Genomic DNA, 19,915 nt, shown 5'->3' on the forward strand with positions numbered 1-19,915 from the left:
GCAAAGCTGTGGGTGGCGGTAAACTGGTTGATCCAGTTCGTGTTTGGCCCACCGATGGCTTCGACTTGAAGATCTTTTGGAGTTGGTGCGAATTGGCCGGGCATTCCGGCCCCGAACGGCGCAGGAACCAGTCGGCAACCGCCAGCGTTGCCAGTTTGGGCAAGGCAGGGTCGAGAGGTACCACCGGTCAGAAGAAGGACCGGAAACAGCTTCCTGACGAGTGGGAAGCCGGCGTGTCAGAAACGTGCCAGAATAGGTCCACAATCGTGCCTTGTTCGGCACGTTGTTTCAGGCGCGCGCAATTTCGGCCTTGAAAACTGACATAGAGTTCAATGAGATGATGGTGGGCGATACTGGGATTGAACCAGTGACCCCTCCCGTGTGAAGGGAGTGCTCTCCCGCTGAGCTAATCGCCCTCGCAATCGCGTGGTGTGCGGCTGTCTAAGGGATGGGGTGCGACTTGGCAAGTCCTTTTTGTCAGGAACAAATGAGACCTTCCCGAAAAGGCCTTAATTTGGGCAGACGATCCGCCAACACGTTTTTCAGGAGACATTTGAATGCAATTTCGCACGTCCACAGCCCTTTTCCTGTGCATGATCGCCCCTTCCGTAGGTCTTGCGGCCGACAACGGCCCGATCACCTCGATCACGCTGTCCTCCGGCGGGCTTGCCGAAATCGTGCGCAAGGCAGATATCGACAGTGCGGGTCTGATCAACATGACGGTGCCGCTCGATCAGGTGAACGATGTTCTGAAAAGCATAGTTGTCTTCGATGAGGCAGGCGTGGTTGAGGGCATTACCTTGCCGGGACCCAACCCGCTTGCCGAAACGTTCAAGAATCTTCCCTTTTCTGTCGAGGATCTTCAATCGCCGGCACGTCTTCTGTCAGCGCTGCAGGGCACCCGGGTGCGGCTGGACAGGGCCGGCTCCTCGGTCGAAGGCCTCGTACTCGGCGTTTCCGCGCGTGATCAGGGCGACAAGGGGCAGGCTTTTGTGGTTTCGGTCCTCAGTGACGGGCGCATCACCGGGGTGGAGCTCGGCGCCGATACCGAAGTGTCGTTTCTCGACGAGGACATCAGCCAGAAAGTGGCCCGCGCGCTGAACGCCGTCGGCTCGGGCAAGGCGGACGGCGCTCGCAATGTCGCGCTCAAGGTCGCCGGTGAGGGCGCGCGGGAAGTTGCCGTTTCCTATGTGGTGCCGGCACCCATCTGGAAAACGGCCTATCGCGTGGTGACGCTCGCCGATGACAAGGCCCGGCTGCAGGCCTGGGCGGTTCTGGAAAACGCCAGCGGCGAGGACTGGGACAATGTCGAGGTGACGCTCTCCTCCGGTGCGCCGGTGACTCTGAAACAGCGCCTGCACGACCTTTACTGGAAACAGCGCCGGGAAGTGCCCATCGATGTGTCCGAAGGCTATGTGCCGCCGGCCGATACCGGGGCGGAACCGGTCTTCGATGTGGCGGAGAGCGAAGCGGTTCTGGAAAGCAGGTCCCAGATCGCCGCCTTTGCCGCCCCCGCGGCCGCACCGCGCCCGGTTACCCGGAAGATGGCCGACGCCAATGTCGGCGAGGCGGTCGAGGGCGCTGTGACGGCTTCCTTCACCTTGCCCTGGAAAGTGTCGCTGGGCAGCGGTGAGACGTTGTCCGCACCGATTGTCGACAAGGTGGTCTCTGCCGAAACCGTCTCCGTCTTCCAGCCGGAAAGCGGTCTGTCCCACCCCATCGCCGCCATCCTGATCAACAATGAGACCGAGACCAGCCTGCCCAGGGGCATTCTGACCGTCTATGACGAGAGTGAAGGTTATGTCGGTGATGCGCAGATCAACGGCATGCCGTCAGGTGAAAGCCGGATGGCGAGTTTTGCAACCGACAAGAAGGTCCGGATCGCCCAGAGTGCGACCGGTGACAACCAGATCACCTCGATCAAGGTGGCCGACGGGGTGCTGACGGCCATCGTGCGCGAGACGTCTGTGACACGCTATGCCATCAAGGGCGCGCCGGATGGCGACCGCACCGTGATCATCGAGCACGCCAAGCGCCCGGGCTGGAATTTCTCCTCAGATAACGAGATGGACAGCACCGTCAGCCATCATCGGCTCCGCGTTGACGTTGCCGAAGGCGTGACGGAATCGGTGGTCGCGCTGCAGGAGCGCACCTTGTCGGAAACCTACGCCCTGATCTCGACCGACGCCAATCGCCTGCTTTATCTCTCCCGCCGGTCGCCGGACAAGAATATTGCGGCCAAACTGAAGGAGCTCTCGGACCTGCAGACCGAAATCGCGCAGATCGAGCAGCAGGTCCAGCAACTGCGCTATGACAAGGAGCAGGAGAGCCAGGACCAGGACCGTCACAGGGCCAATCTGGCCGCCACGCAGCCAGGGGCAGACCTCTACAAGCGCGCGGTGCGCAAGCTGGAAGAGTCCGAGACCCGGATCGAGGGCATCGAAACGGACATCAGCGCCTTGATGGAACGGCGCGCGGAAATCCGCGCAACGCTCGGCGACAAGATCAGGACGTTCTGACCGGGGCGGTCAGGTCGGCAACGGCACCGGCCAGCTCGTCAAAATGCGAAATCACCCTGTCCGGGCCAAGCTCCCGGATAGGGACCGGCGTATAGCCGAAATCGACCGCAATGACCGGAATGCCGGCGTTGCGGGCGGCGTTGATGTCGGGACCGCTGTCGCCAACCATAAGGGACCCTTTGACACTGCCGCCGGCGCGTTCGATCGCCCCGAGGAGCGGCTCCGCATGCGGCTTTGCGGTCGGATAGGTGTCGCCGCCGACAACGGCATCGAAATGCCGGTCAAGGTCGAGTTTTTCAAGCAGCGGCAGGGTCAGTCGCTCGGCCTTGTTGGTACAGACCGCCAGCTTCCAGCCGTCAGCGCGGAAACGCTGCAGTGCGTTCACAACCCCGTCGAAGGGGCGCGTGTGCACCGTGCTGTTGTCTGCGTAATGTTCCAGGAAATGCTGAAACAGCGGCGCAATGGTGTCGTCGGTCCAGGAGACGTTGTTGTAGTCAAGGCCGCGCTGGATCAGCACCTTGGCGCCCATACCAACCATATGAGCCACCTTGTCCTCGGGGATCGCATCATGACCCGCATGGGTCATGACCACATTCAACGTGGCGACAAGATCCTCCATGGACGACACCAGCGTGCCATCCAGATCAAAAACCAGGACAGACATGAGACCCTCAACTTCGGTATGTGACGCTACACTGCCTAGCGGGAAGGGAGGTGGTGTTCAAGTCCAAGAGGTCTCTACCGGATTACAGCTTGTACGCCGTCCGGAACCCGCCCCAGTGCCGGCCCTGCACGATGATTGGTGCGTCGACTTCCTTCATCCAGACGATGTTGCCGCCGCCCATGTCGCGGGCGTAGGACTGGATCAGGAAGGGCCGGGTGTTGCGGGCGGCGCTGAGGCCTGCCCGGTCGTCGAAGATCCGCTTGTTACGGCTGTTGGCGGCGTTGAAGGTCGGATCGTCGGGCTTTTGCGGTTTCGAATAGATCAGATTGTGGACCGGCAGATAGCCGTTGCGGTCGACGGAGGCACAAAAGGCCATGCCCTGACAATTGCCGAGAATGTCTTCCTGTATCTCCGGCAGAACCTTTTCCAGATGAGGCAGTGCCTTGGTGGCAACCTGAAGCGGGTTGGTTCCGGCAATGGGCCGGTAATCCGTGTCGAACAGGTCGTCCAGGCTGAGCTGGCGCCGGGCGATCAGGTCTTCCATTACTGCGGAAACACGGGCAGCGCCCTGTTGCGCGCGCTCCACTTCCTTTGCGTGGCTGGCGTGAATGGCAGCGATCTTGCGGTGGAGGGCTTCCTGGAACCTCTGGTCCGGATTGACGAAACTGCCGTGACAGCCATGCTCGGTGACGGCAACCACCTTCAGGTCGACCTGGCCGATGCCGTTTAGCTCAAGCGCAACCGAACTGCCGGGCCTCAACTGTCCATCGATGTCCGACCGGAACAGCGTACCGCCTTCCGAGATGTCATGTGTCTCCAGCCGCGCACTGAGTGACCCGGCGGTGACGGTGCCGGACAGCTTGACGGGGAGGCGGTCATGCTGACGGCGATCACCGAACTCCGTCTGGCGGATCATCATGGTGAAACGCGACTGCAAGGCACCGGACGCTGCACTCATCTCCGCCCCGGTCTCACGGGCCAGGCGGCCGCCTTCCTCGGCGGTTTCAGCGGATCTGGTGATGGTCCTGGCCGTGCGCACCACTTCCTGAACGAATTCGGCCGTCTGCTGGGCGCGCTCGCCGATTTCGTTGGTCGTGTCCACCTGGGTCTGGACGGCATCCTCCACGGCGGCGAAACTCGGGCGGATCTTGCCGATCACTTCGATGATCTGGGCGACCGACCCGATATTCATTTCGGCGGAGGCGTTCAGGCGGTCGATATTGGCGACAATCTGTTCCGTGGCCGACTGGGTCTCGACCGAGAGTGCCTTGACCTCGCTGGCCACAACGGAAAAGCCGCGGCCGGCTTCGCCCGCGCGGGCTGCCTCGATTGTCGCGTTCAGCGCAAGCAGGTTGGTCTGTTTGGCAATGTCGGAGATCAGGCTGACCACATTGGCGATGTCGTCAATGGCGTGCTTCAACTCCAGGACCCCCTGGTTAACCTGTTCGGCAACGTCGCGGGCATCCTGGGCGAGCTTGTTGGAAACGCTGACCTGGGTCCCGATTTCAGAACTTGAGGCGGTCAGTTCCTGGATCGAGGTTGCCAGGCCGGATGCGTTTTCCTCCGCAACGGCCGACTGATCGGCGAGCGACTGGCTGTCGCTCCGAATTGCCTCCAGCGTTTCCGTCTGGTTGACGAGCCGGTCCTGGACCTTTTCCGCAGCGGAGTTGATCGTTTTGGCCGCGACCTGAAGATCATCTTCAAGACTGTCCAGAACAAAACTCAGCTGCTCGGCATCCGTGCCGCTGCTCACCTCGTCAGTTCGGTCACTGTCAATTACTTCAGTGGTAGGTAAAGTGTTGGCGGTGTTGTTTTTTTTATCTTCTCGCCGGGCTCCAAGTCGCAGGATATTCATGTGAAGAGGTGCTTTCTCAGCCGCAGACAATTTGATTCATTATCGGGACGCTATCTAAAATGATGGTTAATAAGGTCCCAATTGCCGCGGAGTTGCCCGGTTTCCCCGATGAAGTGGGGAATGTCACTGGACCGGCAGTTACCGGCCATGTTAAGCACCCGGCGGCCTGAAAAGATCACTGGCTCGCGCGACCCGCATATGCGAGCGAAGGGACATGGGATGAGCGATCAGTTCAAGAAATTAGCCGCCGAACGCGCGGCGGACGATGTAACGTCCGGCATGAAGCTGGGCATCGGCACCGGTTCAACGGCAGAGTTCTTCGTTCATGCCCTGGCGAAGCGGGTGGCGGACGGTCTTGATGTCATCGGTGTGCCCACGTCGGAGCGCACGCGGGAGCTGGCGGAAAGCCTTGGAATTCGCCTGACCACGCTGGATGAGCTGCCCGAACTGGACCTGACAGTGGACGGTGCAGACGAGCTGGACCCTCAGTTGTCGCTGATCAAGGGCGGTGGCGGGGCCCTGTTGCGCGAGAAGATCGTCGCAGGAGCGTCCGCGCAGATGATTGTCATTGCCGATGGCAGCAAGGAAGTTGCGACGCTTGGCAAGTTTCCGCTGCCGATCGAGGTCGTTCCCTTCGGCCTGGAAACAACACGGCGTGCCATCCTTCAGGTTCTGGAGGACATGGAGCTGCCTCTGGAGCTTGCCTTGAGAGGCGGTACCGAGCAGCCCTACCTGACTGATGGTGGCCATTACATTCTGGACGCTCATCTTCAGCAGATTGCGGACCCCGGAACCCTGGCAGACCGGCTGGTCGCGATTCCAGGTGTTGTCGAGCACGGTCTCTTTCTGGAACTTGCAACAAAAGCTTACGTAGCCGGCACGGATGGGGTAAAGACCGTTCTGCCCATCTAAGCGATGTATTTGGCTTTCCCAACGACGAGGAAAGCCGCCTAGGAGTAATAACATGAAGCGTATCAAATCATTCCCGCGGGCTGCAGTCATGGGCGCCATCATGATGACCGCCGGTTTCCTGACCACAACCGCCGTCGCTCAGGATGCGGTTTCCGAAAGCCATCTTGACGCGGCCAAGAAGGTTGCCGTCGCCACAAAGGTGCTGGAGCCGTTCGATGATATCCTGCCGATCCTGGCGGAGCAGACCCGGACGGCCTTCATCCAGTCGGATCCGACACGCGCAGAAGAGATCGTCGAGGTGACGCAGGACGTTGCCCTGAAACTGGCTGCAAAGCGGTCCGAACTGAACAACCTGGTCTACAATGCCTGGGCACAGGCCTTCACCGAGGAAGAGCTCATTCAGCTTGCAGAGTTCTACAACACTGATCTTGGCAAGAAGCTGACCAACACCATTCCGGCCGTAACGCAGTATTCCGTTGGCGCGGCGCGTGAATGGCAGGACAAGATCTCGACCGAGATGGTGACGATGGTCCAGGAAGAGCTCGCCAAGCGGAGCCAGGCTCAGTAATGAATACCCGTTTCCGGCAGCTGCAGGCCAGCTTCTGGAAACACGAGTTGCACACGAACATGTGAAGCCGGCCGCATTGTCGGCTTCAGGGGCCGCGAAAGCGGCCCAAATCATTTGGACGACAGGACTGCTTTAAGGTCCACAAGCGGTCCAAATCTTTCCAGGGGCTTGCAAGTCGACGCCAGCATCTTATCTCGGTCGAACGGAAGGCGAGATTTCGCTGCAGGTTATTTGCACAAACGACGAATGGGGCGGCCATGACCGACTTTGATTATGATCTTTTTGTCATTGGTGGCGGCTCCGGCGGTGTCCGCGCCGCACGGATCGCGGCGACACATGGAGCCCGGGTCGGGATTGCCGAAGAATATCGATATGGCGGCACCTGCGTCATTCGTGGCTGCGTGCCCAAGAAGCTGTTCGTCTACGCTTCCAAGTTTTCCGAGGAATTCGAGGACGCGGAAGGGTTCGGCTGGTCTGTCGGCGAGCGCAGTTTTGACTGGAACAGGCTGATTGCCGCCAAGGACCAGGAGATTACCCGCCTGGAAGGCATATACCGGCGCAACCTGGAGAACACCAAGGTTGAGGCTCATGACAGCCGCGCGGTTCTGGAAGATGCCCACACGGTGCGCCTTCTGTCGACCGGGCAGACAATCACTGCCAAATACATCCTGGTTGCCGTCGGCGCGTCTCCGAATGTCGACACGGCCTTGCCGGGTGTTGAACATGTCATTACGTCCAACGAGGCCTTCCACCTTGCCGAATTGCCCAACAAGGTCGTTGTCGCTGGCGGTGGCTATATTGCCGTTGAGTTTGCCGGCATTTTCAACGGGCTGGGCGTCGATACCACTCTGATCTATCGGGGTGAGGAAATTCTCCGTGGCTTTGACTGGGATCTGAGAACCACCGTTCGCCAGGAAATGGAGAAAAAGGGCATCCGGGTCATCCGTCAGGACACGTTCACAAGGATCGAGAAAAAAGCGGACGGTTCTCTGGTCGGTCACACCAAGGCAGGCCTGGCGCTGGAAGCGGACCAGATCATGTTTGCCATCGGGCGCAAACCGCACACCACCGATCTCGGTCTTGAAAAGGCCGGTGTCGAGATGGATGGCATCGGCGCGATCAAGGTCAGTGCGGATTCCAGAACCAACGTGCCTTCGGTCTATGCCGTCGGCGATGTGACCAACCGGGCCAACCTGACCCCGGTCGCAATCCGGGAAGGCCATGCCTTTGCGGACACGGTTTTCGGAAACAAACCCTGGACCGTCGATCACAGCCTGATCGCAACAGCCGTTTTCTCGCAGCCTGAAATGGGGACGGTTGGCCTGACCCAGGACGAAGCGCTGGAGCGCACGCCGAACCTGGACATCTACAAGTCCAGCTTCCGCCCGATGAAGCACACCCTGTCCGGTCGCGACGAGAAGATGCTGATGAAGATGATTGTCGATGCCGACAGTCAGAAGGTGCTTGGAGTGCATGTTGTCGGACCCGACGCCGGCGAACTGGCGCAGATCCTTGGCATTACGCTTCAGATGGGAGCGACCAAGGCCGACTTCGACAGGACCATCGCCGTGCATCCGACGGCAGCCGAAGAGCTTGTCACCATGCGCGAGCCCACGGAACGTCTTCGCGGGTAGGGCAGGGCGCATTCTGACCCGTTTCCGCCAGGCGGCTGGAAGCAGGGCCGGATACGGTGCTAAGCGGTTGCCTGACGTGGTTGAAGATCGTCCGGGTCGTCATTCTCGTCGGGCATGTCGCCGTAACAGGTAAAGCGGTTGCGACCCATTTTTTTCGAATGATAGAGAGCGGCATCGGATCGGGTGACCAGTAGTTCGGCGGTGTTGCCGTCTTGTGGAGCGATCGCGATCCCGACGCTGAGGCCGATGTGGGCGTCCATACCTTCCGGAAGAGGAATAGGCGTGCTGCCGGCTGCAATCATCGCCCTGCTCAGTGCCTCCAGATTGTTTCTGTCCGTCCCGCCCCTGTAGATCACCATGAATTCGTCGCCGCCGATGCGGCAGACGAGGCCTGGACGCCCGACAACCTTGCTCAACCGTTCGGCGACCGTCTTGATGACCGCGTCGCCGGCGGCGTGGCCGTGAGTGTCGTTGACGGCCTTGAACTTGTCGAGGTCACAATGAATGACGGCGAAATGCTTGTCCGGGAGTTCCTTGACCGCGTTCTCCAGAACCCGATTGAACTGGAGCCGGTTGGCAAGGCCTGAAAGCGTGTCATGCAAGGCCAGGTAGCGGTTCTGCCGCTCACTGGCCTGCAATGAAGAGGTCAACTGACCGATGCGCCAGGCGATGCCGAATGCCAGGGCGGCGAGTGCGACGCTGAGCAGGGCGATGACCGGAATGATGGTTGGCCAGATGGATTCGCCCACAGTCTGGCTCTTCCAGGTAAACAGTCCGATCGGCGCTCCGCTGGCGTCCTCGACCACGTGACCCGGGCCACCGTCCTGGGTTTTGCTGCCGTCAACAAATCGGAAATCGGCGAAGTTGAGCTGTCCGTTGAGCTGCCGCAGAAGAAATTCGTCAATGTAGTGAGCAGATAGCAGCACGGTCGGCGGGCCGTCGGGCAAGGTAACCTGGAACTCGTCCGGCATGACCGGCATCGCGCCAAAGAGCGCAGGTTTGCCGTCAATTCTGACAAACCCCATGACAGCATATTCGCCAGGGTCGACACCTTGCAGGGACCGGTGGCCGAAACCGCCCGGAACACGGACACGGTTCTTGAGGAAGAGCTGTTTCACATCTTCCTGGATCAGCTGCAGCTCCGGGATTTCGGCAATCGGGCGGGTGATGATGTGGGTGTAGTCCTCGAAGGATTCCGCGATGACCTCTCCGCGGCCTGAAATCAGCATCACCTTGGAGTGCCGGTAAGTGGACCAGAGCGCGTCAAAGCTCTGTCGCGCGTAGCTTGGATCGAAGCCCTTGACCAGTTTCAGAACGGATTCATCGGACGACGCGACGGTGATCTGTTCACGAACGATTGCCCTCAGGTGGTCGGCAACGGCGCTGCGGAACAGGCGCTCCTCGTTGGCAATGGCCTGTTGGCGAGAGGCATGGGAGGCCACAAAACCGACAAAGAGCAACGAGATGGAGGTCACGGCAATCAGCAGGCCAGCCAGAAGGAAGGCCAGTCGCGAGATGTGCTGCCGTGGGACCTTCACGGCCTGGTCGCTATATCTACGCCGGAACTCGGTCAAATTGCGAACTCGTTAATGGCTTTCTCGGGAACGATGGCTTTAACAATCAGGGCGTATAGTGATTGTACCCGTGAATACATTAACAAGTGATGGGACTATTACCAAAGTTGCTGAATTGTGCGAATAAATGTTTGGCAGGGGCGCTTCAGCATTATTGATAAATTTCACTAGTCATGGCCGGGGTGCAGGCCTGCAACTTCTAGCGATGTGTCGGTTGTGTCTTTAGATCCATCCGGCCACGAGACTGAGCGGTTTCGACACTGTGCGGGCCGGCAAACTCAAAACCGTTGCGGCCATTTTCCTTGGCACGGTAGAGCGCCATGTCCGCCATTCGGATCAGATCCTTTTCGTTTGTGCCACACTCCGGCGCAGCGGCAATGCCAAGGCTGATACCGATTTCTACCGAGCGGCCGTCGCCGAGATCGATCGGCCGTGCAATGTCCGACAGGATCTGCTGCGCCAGGCTCGACAAGGCTTGCCGGTCCGTCGACTGTGTCAGCAAAATAATGAACTCGTCGCCACCGATGCGGCTCACGACACCGTCCTCCGACACCAGCTTGCTCAGTCGTTCCGCGATCACGCACAAGGCCTTGTCGCCTGCCTCGTGTCCGTAGCTGTCATTCACGGGTTTGAACCGGTCGAGATCACAAGCCAGGACCGCGAAACCGCTCTCCGGAAGACCGTCGAGCGAATAGGACAGACAATCGGAAAAATGATGTCGGTTTGGCAGGCCGGTCAGGGGGTCGTGCAGGGCAAAGTGCCGGTTCCGGCGTTCACTTTCCTCAAGCGAGGCGGACAGCCGACTGATCCGGTTGGCGGCGGTGAAGGCAACCACCGCGGTGATCAGCGCCAGGACCACGATCATGGGCACGGCCATCATCCAGATGTCGCGGCCGGGCTTGGCGTGATCCCACTTGAAATAGCCAAAAACGGATCCGTCCGCGGCATGTATCAGGTGATTTGTCGGATGCATGCGCTCCGGTGTTCCGGTGAAAAATTTGAGATCCCGATAGGCGAGACGTTCATTCAGATCAGCCAGCCAGTCTTTGTCGAGATAAACGGCATTGACCAGGATGACCGGATAATGGGACGTGAAACGAACATTTCCGTCGTCGGGAAGGACAGGGATCGCGCTCAGAAGAGCCGGGGACCCGTCAAGAACCGTAAACGAAGTCGCGGCGATACCGATCAGAGCAGATTGGGGGACGTACCATTCGGCAAAGACGGAACTGGAGGCCTTCTTTCGGTCTTCAAAGGCCTGGCGCGTCGTCTCGGCAAGCTGGCGCACCTGGTTGTCGGGCGCCAGCACGATGTCGTCAAAGCGTGTGTTGTCTTCAATCGCCTGGGCGAGCAGATTTCCGTCGACACCGACGAGAAAGGTCCTCTGGAAGCCAAAGTCCTGGGCAAGTTCCTCAATGAATTCCTCTTCGATGAAGTCCTTGTCGAGAGGTGCCTGCAGGGCGTTGAAGGAGGTGTCCCACTGCGCCACCACGATCTGGTCGCGCGCGATTTCGCGAAAGATGTTTTCCAGTGTGTAGCTGAGACGGAACTGCTCGCTTTCAAGGGCGCGCTTGTCTGCCTCGAGCCAGGCCATGTAGGCGACAAAGGTGAGCGATGCCGTCGACAGGAAAATGAGCAGGGCAGCAAGGTGGTAGACCCAGAATGTGATGCTGCGTCCGCCTCGTGCACGCGGTACACTTGGCGGCTGTCTCCCGCCCGAAGTGTCTGTCCGGCCTGTCACGTGTCCGCTACCCCTCCTGAAGCATGGCGTCGACGAATTTTAGCGAAACATTTTTAACAGCGGGTGCGCAACAGGTAGTTCCCGACAGGCATCTAGCCAAATCTGCCAAGAGCCTTAACAAAGCGTTCGATTTCCTCCTCGGAGTTGAAGGCGTGAAGTGACGCACGGACAACGGCGTCGAGCCCGCGATGGGGCAGGTCGATGCGCGCGGAACTGGCGGTGCTGACGGAGACATTGATGCCCTGTTCCGCGAGCCTCAGCTTCGTCTGCACAGGCGTTTCGCCGGCAAGGGTGAACGTAACGATTCCGCCTTTGCGCTTGCCCTTGTCATGGAGCGTGACGCCGTCGACCCCTGCAAGTTCGGAACGCAATTGAGCGCCGAGCGCACACGTCCGGTTTCCAAGGCGTTCCATGCCGAAGCCGATCGCATAAGTAACAGCAACGCCCAGTCCGATCTGGCCGGCCACATAGCGTTCCCAGGTTTCGAACCGGCGGGCATGCGGCACAAGCTCATAAGAATTGTCGTCCAGCCAGTTGGCCGATTGCAGATCGATGAAAGGCGGTTCGACCTGATCGAGTACACCGTCGCTGACATAGAGAAAACCTGTACCGCGCGGGCCCCGCAGATACTTCCGGCCCGTACCCGACAGCATATGACAACCGATTTCGTGGACATTCAGCGGAATCTGGCCTGCGGATTGGCAGGCATCCAGAAGGTAGAGAACTCCTGCCTTGCGCGCGATCTCACCAACCTCTTCAGCCGGGTTGATGAGGCCGGAGAAGGTCGGGATATGGGTGAGGGCAACGAGGCGGGTTTTCGGCGTGATCGCCGCTTTCAGGGCGGTCAGGTCGATCTGGCCCGAGGCGTCATCCTCGACAAGGTCGATCTCGATGCCCCTGTGTTTCTTCATCTGCAACAGCGCGACGTAGTTGGAGACGTATTCTGCGCGTCCGGTGACAATCCGGTCGCCTTCGCGAAAGTCGATGCCGTAGAAGGCCATGTCCCAGGCACGTGTGGCATTTTCGATATAGGCGATCTCATGCGGTTTGCTGCCGATCAGTGCTGCGAGCGCCGTGTAGAACGTGTCCATGGCCGGCTTGGCGGCGGCCTCGGCTTCATAGCCGCCAGCCATGGCCTCCAGGTCCAGATGTTTCTTCACCGCATCCAGGACAGGGGTCGGGGCAAGACCGGTGCCGGCATTGTTAAAGTGGAGGACCTGCCGTACACCGGGGGTATCTTCCCGCAAGAGTTCGACGTCCTGCTGGGACAGGGAAGGAACAATCATGACAACTCCCGGCGCTTGAAGAAACTAGAACAAGATGACGATCACATATTTCGGATACGGATCTCTCGTCAATATTGACACCATTCCGGCCACCGCTGAAGTGACGCCCGGCCGGCTCTCGGGCTGGCTGCGGGAATGGCGCGTCTGCGGTCAGGGAGACGACGGGCAGGGGCGCTGCGCGCTGACGGTCCGGCCCGAGCCGGGCGCTGAAATCTGGGGCGTGATGGCCCGTGAACCACGCGAAAGACTGCCGGAACTCGAAACACGGGAAAAGCGTTACGTCAAAGTGGACGCAGTTGGCGTTTCTTTCCGCTGCGAGGCGCAGCAGGCGCCTGGACCGGAGGACCTGTTCCTGTTCAAGGCGGCGCCGGAACATCTGCGCTGGGGCTGCGACAAGCACCCGATCCTGCAGAGCTATCTGGACTGTGTTCTGGCCGGCTTCTTCCGGACCTGGGGTGAGCGCGGCATCGATCATTTCCTGGAAACGACCGATGGCTGGCATGTGCCGGTCTTAAGAGACCGCACCCGGCCACATTATCCGAGGCCCATCACGCTCGATGCCGAGCTTGCCGAGTTGATCGACGACAAGCTCAGTGACCACGGGATCAGCTATCTCAACAACGCGGAGTGACGCCGTTTCGTCATCCAAACACGGTCTGCAAGCCATGGCCCGCCAGATACGCAATTCCGGCGGCCACTGTGCCGATGGCCGTTGTCTCCAACCCACAGGAAAACCAGTGACGCTGTGACCAGCGCGCGCGGAGCGAGCCGATCAGGAAGAAGGCCAGCATCGTCAGGCCGGTGGCTGTGCCGGCGCTGGCCTTTATCGGCAGCAGGAAGGGCAGGAGCGGGATCGCACCAAACAGCGCGAAGGCAACGAAGGTGTAAAGCGCAGCCTTGAGCGGATTGCGAACGGTATCCGACAGGCCGTACTCGGCCTGCATCATGGTCTCGATCCAGGTGGTCTTGTTGGAGGTGACCAGCGCGACCAGTCTCTCCAGGTCGTCGCCTTCAAAGCCCTTCTGCAGAAAGATCTGCCGGATTTCCTCCCGTTCGCCTTCCGGCTCCAGGGCAATGTGCTTTTCTTCGATGGCGCGCAGGCGCGCGTAATCCTCGTTTTCCGATTTCGAGCCGCTGTAATTGGCCGCGGCCATGGAAAATCCGTCGGCGAGCAGATTGGCAATGCCCAGAATGAGAATGACCTTGGTCGACAGGCTGGCGCCGACGGAGCCTGCAACGATGGCAAAGGTCGTGACGGCGCCGTCAATGCCGCCATAAACCCAGTCGCGCAGATAGCTGGCATCAGGGCCGGCTGCAAGCCGGTCGGCAATGTCTCCTGGCCGGTGGCTGTGCTCCAGGTCCGGAGTTGGCATGGCGGCGATCCTTGTTGATGGCAACAGGATGCAGCCGTTCGACAACGGTCGCCATGATCCGCCTCAAATCTGGAACAAACCCATCGCTGGAGATCGGGGTGTTATATAAATTTCCCTTTACGTAAACGTAATTTTGAATCTATCAATTGGGTGCAATTGAAAAATTTGCAACTTATGGAGGATGAATTGCCGCTTTTTACGTACAAGGGAGAGGACGCATTGGGGCTCGTGCAGGATGCGCGTGACCTCATGGTCTACAGCTATCACGGCCTGGAGGACATTCTGCGCGATGGCATGGAGGCCGAGGAACGAGCCCGTGAAATCATTGAGGCAAAAGGATGGACCGTCCTGTCACCCGAAGTCCTTGGCATTCCGGACGCCAGGGTTGACAGGAATGGCTCCTTTCAGGGGGAGAGCTTTCGCTTCAAGGACGCCCAGGCAGATGTGCTTGCGAAGTATGATGCCAATGGCAAGGTCACCGAGGTGGGGCTTGTCATTCGGGGAACGTCCGGAACCATCGACAATATCGTGTCCGACACGATCGGGGACGTGATCGACTACCTGGAGTTCTTCAAGGGCGAACCCGACTATGCCGTCGGGGCTTTCGGCAATCTTTTTGAGGCGTTGAAAGCGTTTCTGGAGGCAAATGGCCTGGGAGCGGAAGACCTGCTGGTGACCGGCCACTCACTGGGCGGCGGTGCAGTGACCAACATGGCAGAGCAAAGCGACAGCTTTGCGGACGGGTTCTTTGCCGATGCCAATTTCATCGGCTTTGCGTCTCACTACACGCCGGAAGATGGAGCATCGGTCCTGGACAGCGGCGCGGAAATCCTGAGCATCGACTTCGAGAACGATCCGGTGCCTTCGGTAATTGCCGAAGACTGGCTGCACCTTCTGGGCAACGACACGGACTATGACTACGAGACCAGCAATCTGGTTCTCTTCAATGATCTGTATGCCACGCCGGCCTTCTGGGAAGGCGGCAACATCATCAATCCGTTGGCCTGGTCTGCGCATTTCTCTTCAGGGTACGCCGCGGCCATCGACACGATCTCTGTCTCGTCATTCTATGAGGAGATGTCGCGGGACAGTCTGGTGATCGTCTCGTCCCTCTCAGATGCAAAACGCGGCTCGGTCTGGGTGGAGGATATCCGGCTGCCGCTGGATCCGACGGGGCACTATGGCGACGACGGCTACATCCTGGGATCGGAGAAGAACGATCTTCTGGCCGGACGGGCCGGCGACGATGCGCTTGAAGGATTTGCCGGGGACGACCACCTGAAGGGCCGCGATGGCGATGATCGCCTGCTTGGCGGCGACGGCAACGACCGGCTGGAAGGGGGCGACGGCGCGGACCTTCTGGTGGACGGTGCCGGCAGCGATGTCCTGATTGGCGGGGAAGGCGCCGATATTTTTGTGTTTCTTGCTGACGGGGCGTGCGACCGGATCGAGGACTTTGAAGTCGGCCGCGACAAGATCGACCTCAGCCTTGCCGGCATCACGGATTTCGACCAGCTGGTGATTACGGCCAAGGGCTGGTGGCAGGATGTCGAGATCGGTTACGGCACGGATCTGATCAAGCTCGACACGGGGTTCTGGCCGGTCCTGGACGATCTTGGCGCAAGCGACTTTCTGTTCGCCTGATGTAACTGGTGCCGGGTCCTGCATCTGGTCCGGCGCCGCAAACAGAGACGAAACCGGCAGATGCCTGTAAAATGTCGACGAAGGACATGAAAAAAGATCAAGAATTCCTGTGCTGCCACGGCGGTTCTTAAGTGGCTTTTGACGGAAGGGCCGTGTATAACGCCGCACGTTTGCTCCAAAAGCGGGGCAATATGCGCAGGAAAAAGTCGCGGGCGTTAGCAGAGTTGAAAAATTGGGAAAGCCCGATCCCACAAGGAGATACGAACATGGCGGACAAGTGGAGCCCGGACAGCTGGAGATCGAAACCGATCCTGCAGGTGCCGGAATACCCGGATCAAGAGGCTTTGGCGGATGTGGAACAGCGCCTGTCGACTTATCCGCCGCTGGTTTTTGCAGGTGAAGCGCGCGCGCTGAAAGCGCAGCTGGCCGATGTCGCCAACGGCAAGGGTTTTCTGCTTCAGGGCGGTGACTGCGCCGAAAGCTTTGCCGAGCATCACCCGGATCATATTCGCGACTTTTTCCGCGTCTTCCTGCAGATGTCGGTTGTCTTGACCTATGCGGCCAGCCAGCCGGTGGTCAAGGTCGGGCGTATTGCCGGCCAGTTCGCCAAGCCGCGGTCTTCGAACATCGAGAAGAAGGGCGAGGTGGAGCTGCCGAGCTATCGCGGCGACATCATCAACGACATCAATTTCAACTCGGACAGCCGTATCCCGGACCCGAGCCGCATGGCCATGGCCTATCGCCAGTCCGCCGCGACCCTGAACCTCCTGCGCGCGTTCGCTCAAGGCGGGTTTGCAAATCTCGACCAGGTGCATCAGTGGATGCTCGGTTTCATCACCGACAGCCCGCAAGGCCACCGTTACAAGGAACTGGCCGACCGGATCACCGAAGCGCTGAGCTTCATGCGCGCCTGCGGCGTCAATGCCGACAGCGTGCCGCAGCTGCGCTCCACCGATTTCTTCACCAGCCACGAAGCCCTGCTGCTTGGTTATGAAGAAGCTCTGACGCGCGTCGACAGCACATCCGGCGACTGGTATGCGACTTCCGGCCACATGATCTGGATCGGTGACCGGACCCGCCAGCCGGACCATGCGCATGTGGAATTCTTCCGTGGCATCGAGAATCCGATCGGCCTGAAATGCGGCCCGTCGCTGACGCCGGACGGCCTCCTGGAACTGATCGACATTCTCAATCCGGACAATGAGCCGGGTCGCCTGACCCTGATTGCCCGATTCGGTGCCGACAAGGTCTTTGACCATCTGCCGCAGCTCGTGCGCGCCGTCGAGCGCGAGGGCAAGTCCGTGGTCTGGTCCTGCGATCCGATGCATGGCAACACGATCACGGCTGGCGGTTACAAGACCCGTCCGTTCGACCGCATCCTGAAGGAGGTGGAAGCCTTCTTCGCGGTCCATCGGGCCGAGGGTACGCATGCCGGCGGCGTTCATGTCGAAATGACCGGTCGGAACGTGACCGAGTGCACCGGCGGTGCACACGCGCTGACCGCCGAACAGCTGGGCGATCGTTACCATACCCATTGCGACCCGCGGCTCAATGCCGACCAGGCGCTGGAACTGGCTTTCCTGATCGCTGAAAACCTGAAAAAGGAACGGGACGATCGCCGGGCGGAACCGCTGGCCGCGAGCGCATAATCCGTAAAAATTCTTACGCAGCGTAAGTTAAAGGGCGGCCCAGGCCGCCCTTTTTGTTTGTAATGATCATTTTTCTGCACTCGGCACACCTTGAAGTAAGCCTCGCTTAACGCAGACGCGGCATATCTGGTTATCGGGATGCCAAGGGACGAGGAGAGGGTGAGTGCGGGACAAATGGGATCTGTCGAAGATTTCCTGTCTGGTTGCGGAGGACAATCCGCACATGCGCACGATTCTGCGGTCGGTGCTGTCCGGCTTCGGCATTCGCTCGGTATTTGAGGCCAGCGACGGTGCGGAGGCGCTGGAACTGGTGGTCGACCGGAAACCGGACATCGTTCTGTGCGACTGGGTGATGAGCCCCTTTGGCGGCAACGAGTTTCTGCGGATCCTGCGTGCCGACCGGGACCTGCTTGCAAGCACGACGCCTGTTCTCATCGTTACGGCCCATGCCAAGCGGGCGACGATCTTGGAAGCCATCGAGATTGGCATTCATGGCTTTGTGGCCAAGCCGATCGCTCCGGCCATTCTCTATCGCCATATTGGTGAGATTCTCGAGCGGCAGGAGCTGCAGGGACGATCGAAAGGCATTCTCGGCCCTGGGCACCAAAAGCCCTTGCGCAAGCTCGAAGTGACGGACCTGTCCGGCATGGCCGCGCCGGAAGCCGACGTTCAGCCCGAACAGGAAATGGCCGGGCTCGCCCTTCTTTAAACGGCTTTCTGCGCAGGTGTGACGCCTGGACGATTGCAAGCGCTCAGGCTTGTCGCTACACCAGACAGTCATGTCACGTCCTGGTGTTCTTCCGATGATTTCTGATCGTTTCCGTCTGGCTGTTGCGCAGCTCAACCCAACCGTTGGCGATGTCGCCGGCAATGCCGAGCTTGTGCGCAAGGCGCGTAGCGAAGCAGCCGGGAAGGGGGCCGATCTGGTGCTGACCTCGGAACTGGTGCTGGCGGGATATCTGCCGGAAGACCTGGTTCTGAAACCCGCTTTCGTTCGCCGATGCATGGAAGCGGCGGAAGCGCTGGCGAAGGAAACCGCCGACGGCGGTCCCGGCCTGATTGTCGGCTCGCCCTGGCGTGCCGACGATGGAAAGGTCTACAACGCTGCACTCCTGCTCGATCAGGGCGAAATTCGCGCCGTGCGCACCAAATACGACCTGCCGAATTACAGCGTCTTTGATGAAAAGCGTGTGTTTGCGGCCGGTCCGCTGCCGGGGCCGGTCGATTTCCGGGGCGTGCGCATCGGCTTGCCAATATGTGAAGACATCTGGAACGACGAAGTCTGCGAATGCCTGGAGGAGACGGGGGCCGAACTTCTTCTGGTGCCGAATGGCTCGCCCTATTGGGAAAACCGGGCGGAGGAACGGCTGCAGGTCGTGGTGTCCCGGGTGGTGCAGACCGGGCTGCCACTGATCTATTGCAACCAGCTCGGCGGACAGGATGAACTGGTCTTCGACGGTGGGTCCTTTGCGCTTCACGCTGACAGGTCGTTGGCCTTCCAGTTGCCGCAGTTCGAAACCGCACTCGGGTTCAGCGATTGGCGCCGCGACGGAGACACCTGGGTCTGCGAAAACGGCGAGGTCGCCAAACTGCCCGATCTGGATGAGGCCAATTGGCGGGCCTGCGTGATGGGACTGGGTGACTATGTCACCAAGAACGGATTTCCCGGCGTAGTCCTGGGATTGTCTGGCGGGATCGACTCGGCCATCTGCGCGGCCATGGCCGTCGATGCACTGGGGGCAGACAAGGTGCACGCCATCATGCTGCCTTATCGCTACACGTCCGAAGAAAGCATCAAGGATGCCGCCGATTGTGCCAGGGCTCTCGGCATCCGCTATGACACTGTTCCGATTGCCGAGCCTGTGGAGGGGTTCACAAGTGCCTTGAGCGGTCTCTTTGCCGGGACTAAGTCGGACACGACGGAGGAGAACCTCCAGTCCCGTGCGCGCGGTGTGATCCTGATGGCGGTCTCCAACAAGTTCGGCAAGATGGTCATGACAACCGGCAACAAGTCGGAGATGTCGGTCGGCTATGCAACGCTCTATGGCGACATGAACGGCGGCTACAATCCGATCAAGGACCTTTACAAGACGCAGGTCTACCATCTGTCTGCCTGGCGCAACCAGAACCAGCCGGCCGGGCTGCTCGGGCCGGCCGGCGAGGTGATCCCGGCCAACATCATCACCAAGGTGCCGACGGCGGAGTTGCGCGAAAACCAGACCGACCAGGATTCCCTGCCGCCCTATGACGTTCTGGACGATATCCTGGAATGTCTGGTCGAAGACGAGATGTCGGTCAGCGACATAGAGGCACGAGGCCATGACCGAGATCTGATCCACCGCATCGAGCATCTTCTCTATATTGCAGAATACAAGCGCCGGCAGGCGCCTCCCGGCGTCAAGATCACCGAGCGCAATTTCGGCAAGGACCGTCGGTATCCGATCACCAACCGGTTCCGGGACCGGTCCTGAGCGGGATTACAAAATCTCTCAACCT

General features: G+C 59.8%; 15 protein-coding genes and 1 tRNA gene. 9 read left to right on the forward strand and 7 right to left on the reverse strand.

Going from position 1 to position 19,915, the window contains the following annotated elements; genetic code table 11:
• Positions 1-341 precede the first annotated feature (341 nt).
• Positions 342-416, reverse strand: a tRNA-Val gene (locus CHH27_RS02735).
• Between the two features lie 141 nt (positions 417-557).
• On the opposite strand from CHH27_RS02735, the gene CHH27_RS02740 reads away from it, so the two are divergent.
• Positions 558-2,519: a DUF4139 domain-containing protein gene (locus CHH27_RS02740; RefSeq protein ID WP_094070220.1), complete on the forward strand. Its 1,962-nt coding sequence runs from the start codon at positions 558-560 to the stop codon at positions 2,517-2,519.
• Here CHH27_RS02740 and gph read toward each other — a convergent pair.
• Both gph and CHH27_RS02750 read right to left on the reverse strand, forming a co-directional pair.
• Complete coding sequence (gene gph / locus CHH27_RS02745) at positions 2,506-3,183, reverse strand: phosphoglycolate phosphatase (RefSeq protein WP_094070221.1); 678 nt, start codon at positions 3,181-3,183, stop codon at positions 2,506-2,508. The two genes, CHH27_RS02740 and gph, sit on opposite strands and share 14 nt — an antisense overlap.
• Positions 3,184-3,265: 82 nt before the next feature.
• Positions 3,266-4,936: a methyl-accepting chemotaxis protein gene (locus CHH27_RS02750; RefSeq protein ID WP_208988458.1), complete on the reverse strand. Its 1,671-nt coding sequence runs from the start codon at positions 4,934-4,936 to the stop codon at positions 3,266-3,268.
• 321 nt (positions 4,937-5,257) lie between these two features.
• Between CHH27_RS02750 and rpiA the strand changes: the two genes are divergently transcribed.
• The 3 genes from rpiA to gor all read left to right on the forward strand — a co-directional run bounded on the left by rpiA (position 5,258) and on the right by gor (position 8,152).
• Positions 5,258-5,950, forward strand: a complete 693-nt coding sequence (rpiA, locus tag CHH27_RS02755) for a ribose-5-phosphate isomerase RpiA (RefSeq protein ID WP_094070223.1) — start codon at positions 5,258-5,260, stop codon at positions 5,948-5,950.
• Between the two features lie 52 nt (positions 5,951-6,002).
• A complete protein-coding gene (locus CHH27_RS02760) occupies positions 6,003-6,518 on the forward strand; it encodes a DUF2059 domain-containing protein (RefSeq protein ID WP_208988460.1) in 516 nt (171 codons plus the stop codon).
• A 257-nt stretch (positions 6,519-6,775) separates the two neighbouring features.
• Positions 6,776-8,152, forward strand: a complete 1,377-nt coding sequence (gene gor / locus CHH27_RS02765; protein ID WP_094070224.1) for a glutathione-disulfide reductase — start codon at positions 6,776-6,778, stop codon at positions 8,150-8,152.
• Between the two features lie 59 nt (positions 8,153-8,211).
• Here the strand turns inward: gor and CHH27_RS02770 are convergent, their stop codons facing one another.
• From CHH27_RS02770 to CHH27_RS02780, 3 genes are all read right to left on the reverse strand, one after another.
• A complete protein-coding gene (locus CHH27_RS02770) occupies positions 8,212-9,690 on the reverse strand; it encodes a diguanylate cyclase domain-containing protein (RefSeq protein WP_208988477.1) in 1,479 nt (492 codons plus the stop codon).
• A gap of 235 nt (positions 9,691-9,925) precedes the next feature.
• The gene (locus CHH27_RS02775) at positions 9,926-11,467 is read right to left on the reverse strand and encodes a diguanylate cyclase domain-containing protein (RefSeq protein ID WP_157738655.1); all 1,542 of its coding nucleotides are present in this window, start codon (positions 11,465-11,467) and stop codon (positions 9,926-9,928) included.
• 92 nt (positions 11,468-11,559) lie between these two features.
• On the reverse strand, positions 11,560-12,753 hold the full coding sequence (locus CHH27_RS02780; RefSeq protein ID WP_094070226.1) for an aminotransferase class V-fold PLP-dependent enzyme: 1,194 nt from the start codon (positions 12,751-12,753) through the stop codon (positions 11,560-11,562).
• Between the two features lie 34 nt (positions 12,754-12,787).
• On the opposite strand from CHH27_RS02780, the gene CHH27_RS02785 reads away from it, so the two are divergent.
• Positions 12,788-13,384 carry a gamma-glutamylcyclotransferase family protein gene (locus tag CHH27_RS02785; protein WP_094070227.1) on the forward strand — a complete coding sequence of 199 codons (597 nt, stop codon included), beginning with the start codon at positions 12,788-12,790 and terminating at the stop codon, positions 13,382-13,384.
• A gap of 10 nt (positions 13,385-13,394) precedes the next feature.
• Here the strand turns inward: CHH27_RS02785 and CHH27_RS02790 are convergent, their stop codons facing one another.
• Positions 13,395-14,126, reverse strand: coding sequence for a VIT1/CCC1 transporter family protein (locus CHH27_RS02790; protein WP_094070228.1), 732 nt, complete (start codon positions 14,124-14,126; stop codon positions 13,395-13,397).
• A 186-nt stretch (positions 14,127-14,312) separates the two neighbouring features.
• Between CHH27_RS02790 and CHH27_RS02795 the strand changes: the two genes are divergently transcribed.
• From CHH27_RS02795 to CHH27_RS02810, 4 genes are all read left to right on the forward strand, one after another.
• On the forward strand, positions 14,313-15,770 hold the full coding sequence (locus tag CHH27_RS02795) for a M10 family metallopeptidase C-terminal domain-containing protein (RefSeq protein ID WP_247646181.1): 1,458 nt from the start codon (positions 14,313-14,315) through the stop codon (positions 15,768-15,770).
• 266 nt (positions 15,771-16,036) lie between these two features.
• Positions 16,037-17,419, forward strand: a complete 1,383-nt coding sequence (locus tag CHH27_RS02800; protein ID WP_094070230.1) for a class II 3-deoxy-7-phosphoheptulonate synthase — start codon at positions 16,037-16,039, stop codon at positions 17,417-17,419.
• A gap of 163 nt (positions 17,420-17,582) precedes the next feature.
• Complete coding sequence (locus CHH27_RS02805) at positions 17,583-18,128, forward strand: response regulator (protein ID WP_208988479.1); 546 nt, start codon at positions 17,583-17,585, stop codon at positions 18,126-18,128.
• A gap of 94 nt (positions 18,129-18,222) precedes the next feature.
• The gene (locus CHH27_RS02810) at positions 18,223-19,890 is read left to right on the forward strand and encodes an NAD+ synthase (RefSeq protein ID WP_094074478.1); all 1,668 of its coding nucleotides are present in this window, start codon (positions 18,223-18,225) and stop codon (positions 19,888-19,890) included.
• Positions 19,891-19,915: the final 25 nt, after the last annotated feature.

The organism is Labrenzia sp. VG12, from assembly GCF_002237595.1.
GTDB lineage: Bacteria > Pseudomonadota > Alphaproteobacteria > Rhizobiales > Stappiaceae > Roseibium.

Coding starts and splice junctions, on each gene's coding strand:
- CHH27_RS02740 (WP_094070220.1), top strand. CDS start 558: ATGCAATTTCGCACGTCCACAGCCCTTTTCCTGTGCATGATCGCCCCT.
- gph (WP_094070221.1), bottom strand. CDS start 3,183: ATGTCTGTCCTGGTTTTTGATCTGGATGGCACGCTGGTGTCGTCCATG.
- rpiA (WP_094070223.1), top strand. CDS start 5,258: ATGAGCGATCAGTTCAAGAAATTAGCCGCCGAACGCGCGGCGGACGAT.
- CHH27_RS02760 (WP_208988460.1), top strand. CDS start 6,003: ATGAAGCGTATCAAATCATTCCCGCGGGCTGCAGTCATGGGCGCCATC.
- gor (WP_094070224.1), top strand. CDS start 6,776: ATGACCGACTTTGATTATGATCTTTTTGTCATTGGTGGCGGCTCCGGC.
- CHH27_RS02780 (WP_094070226.1), bottom strand. CDS start 12,753: ATGATTGTTCCTTCCCTGTCCCAGCAGGACGTCGAACTCTTGCGGGAA.
- CHH27_RS02785 (WP_094070227.1), top strand. CDS start 12,788: ATGACGATCACATATTTCGGATACGGATCTCTCGTCAATATTGACACC.
- CHH27_RS02790 (WP_094070228.1), bottom strand. CDS start 14,126: ATGCCAACTCCGGACCTGGAGCACAGCCACCGGCCAGGAGACATTGCC.
- CHH27_RS02800 (WP_094070230.1), top strand. CDS start 16,037: ATGGCGGACAAGTGGAGCCCGGACAGCTGGAGATCGAAACCGATCCTG.
- CHH27_RS02810 (WP_094074478.1), top strand. CDS start 18,223: ATGATTTCTGATCGTTTCCGTCTGGCTGTTGCGCAGCTCAACCCAACC.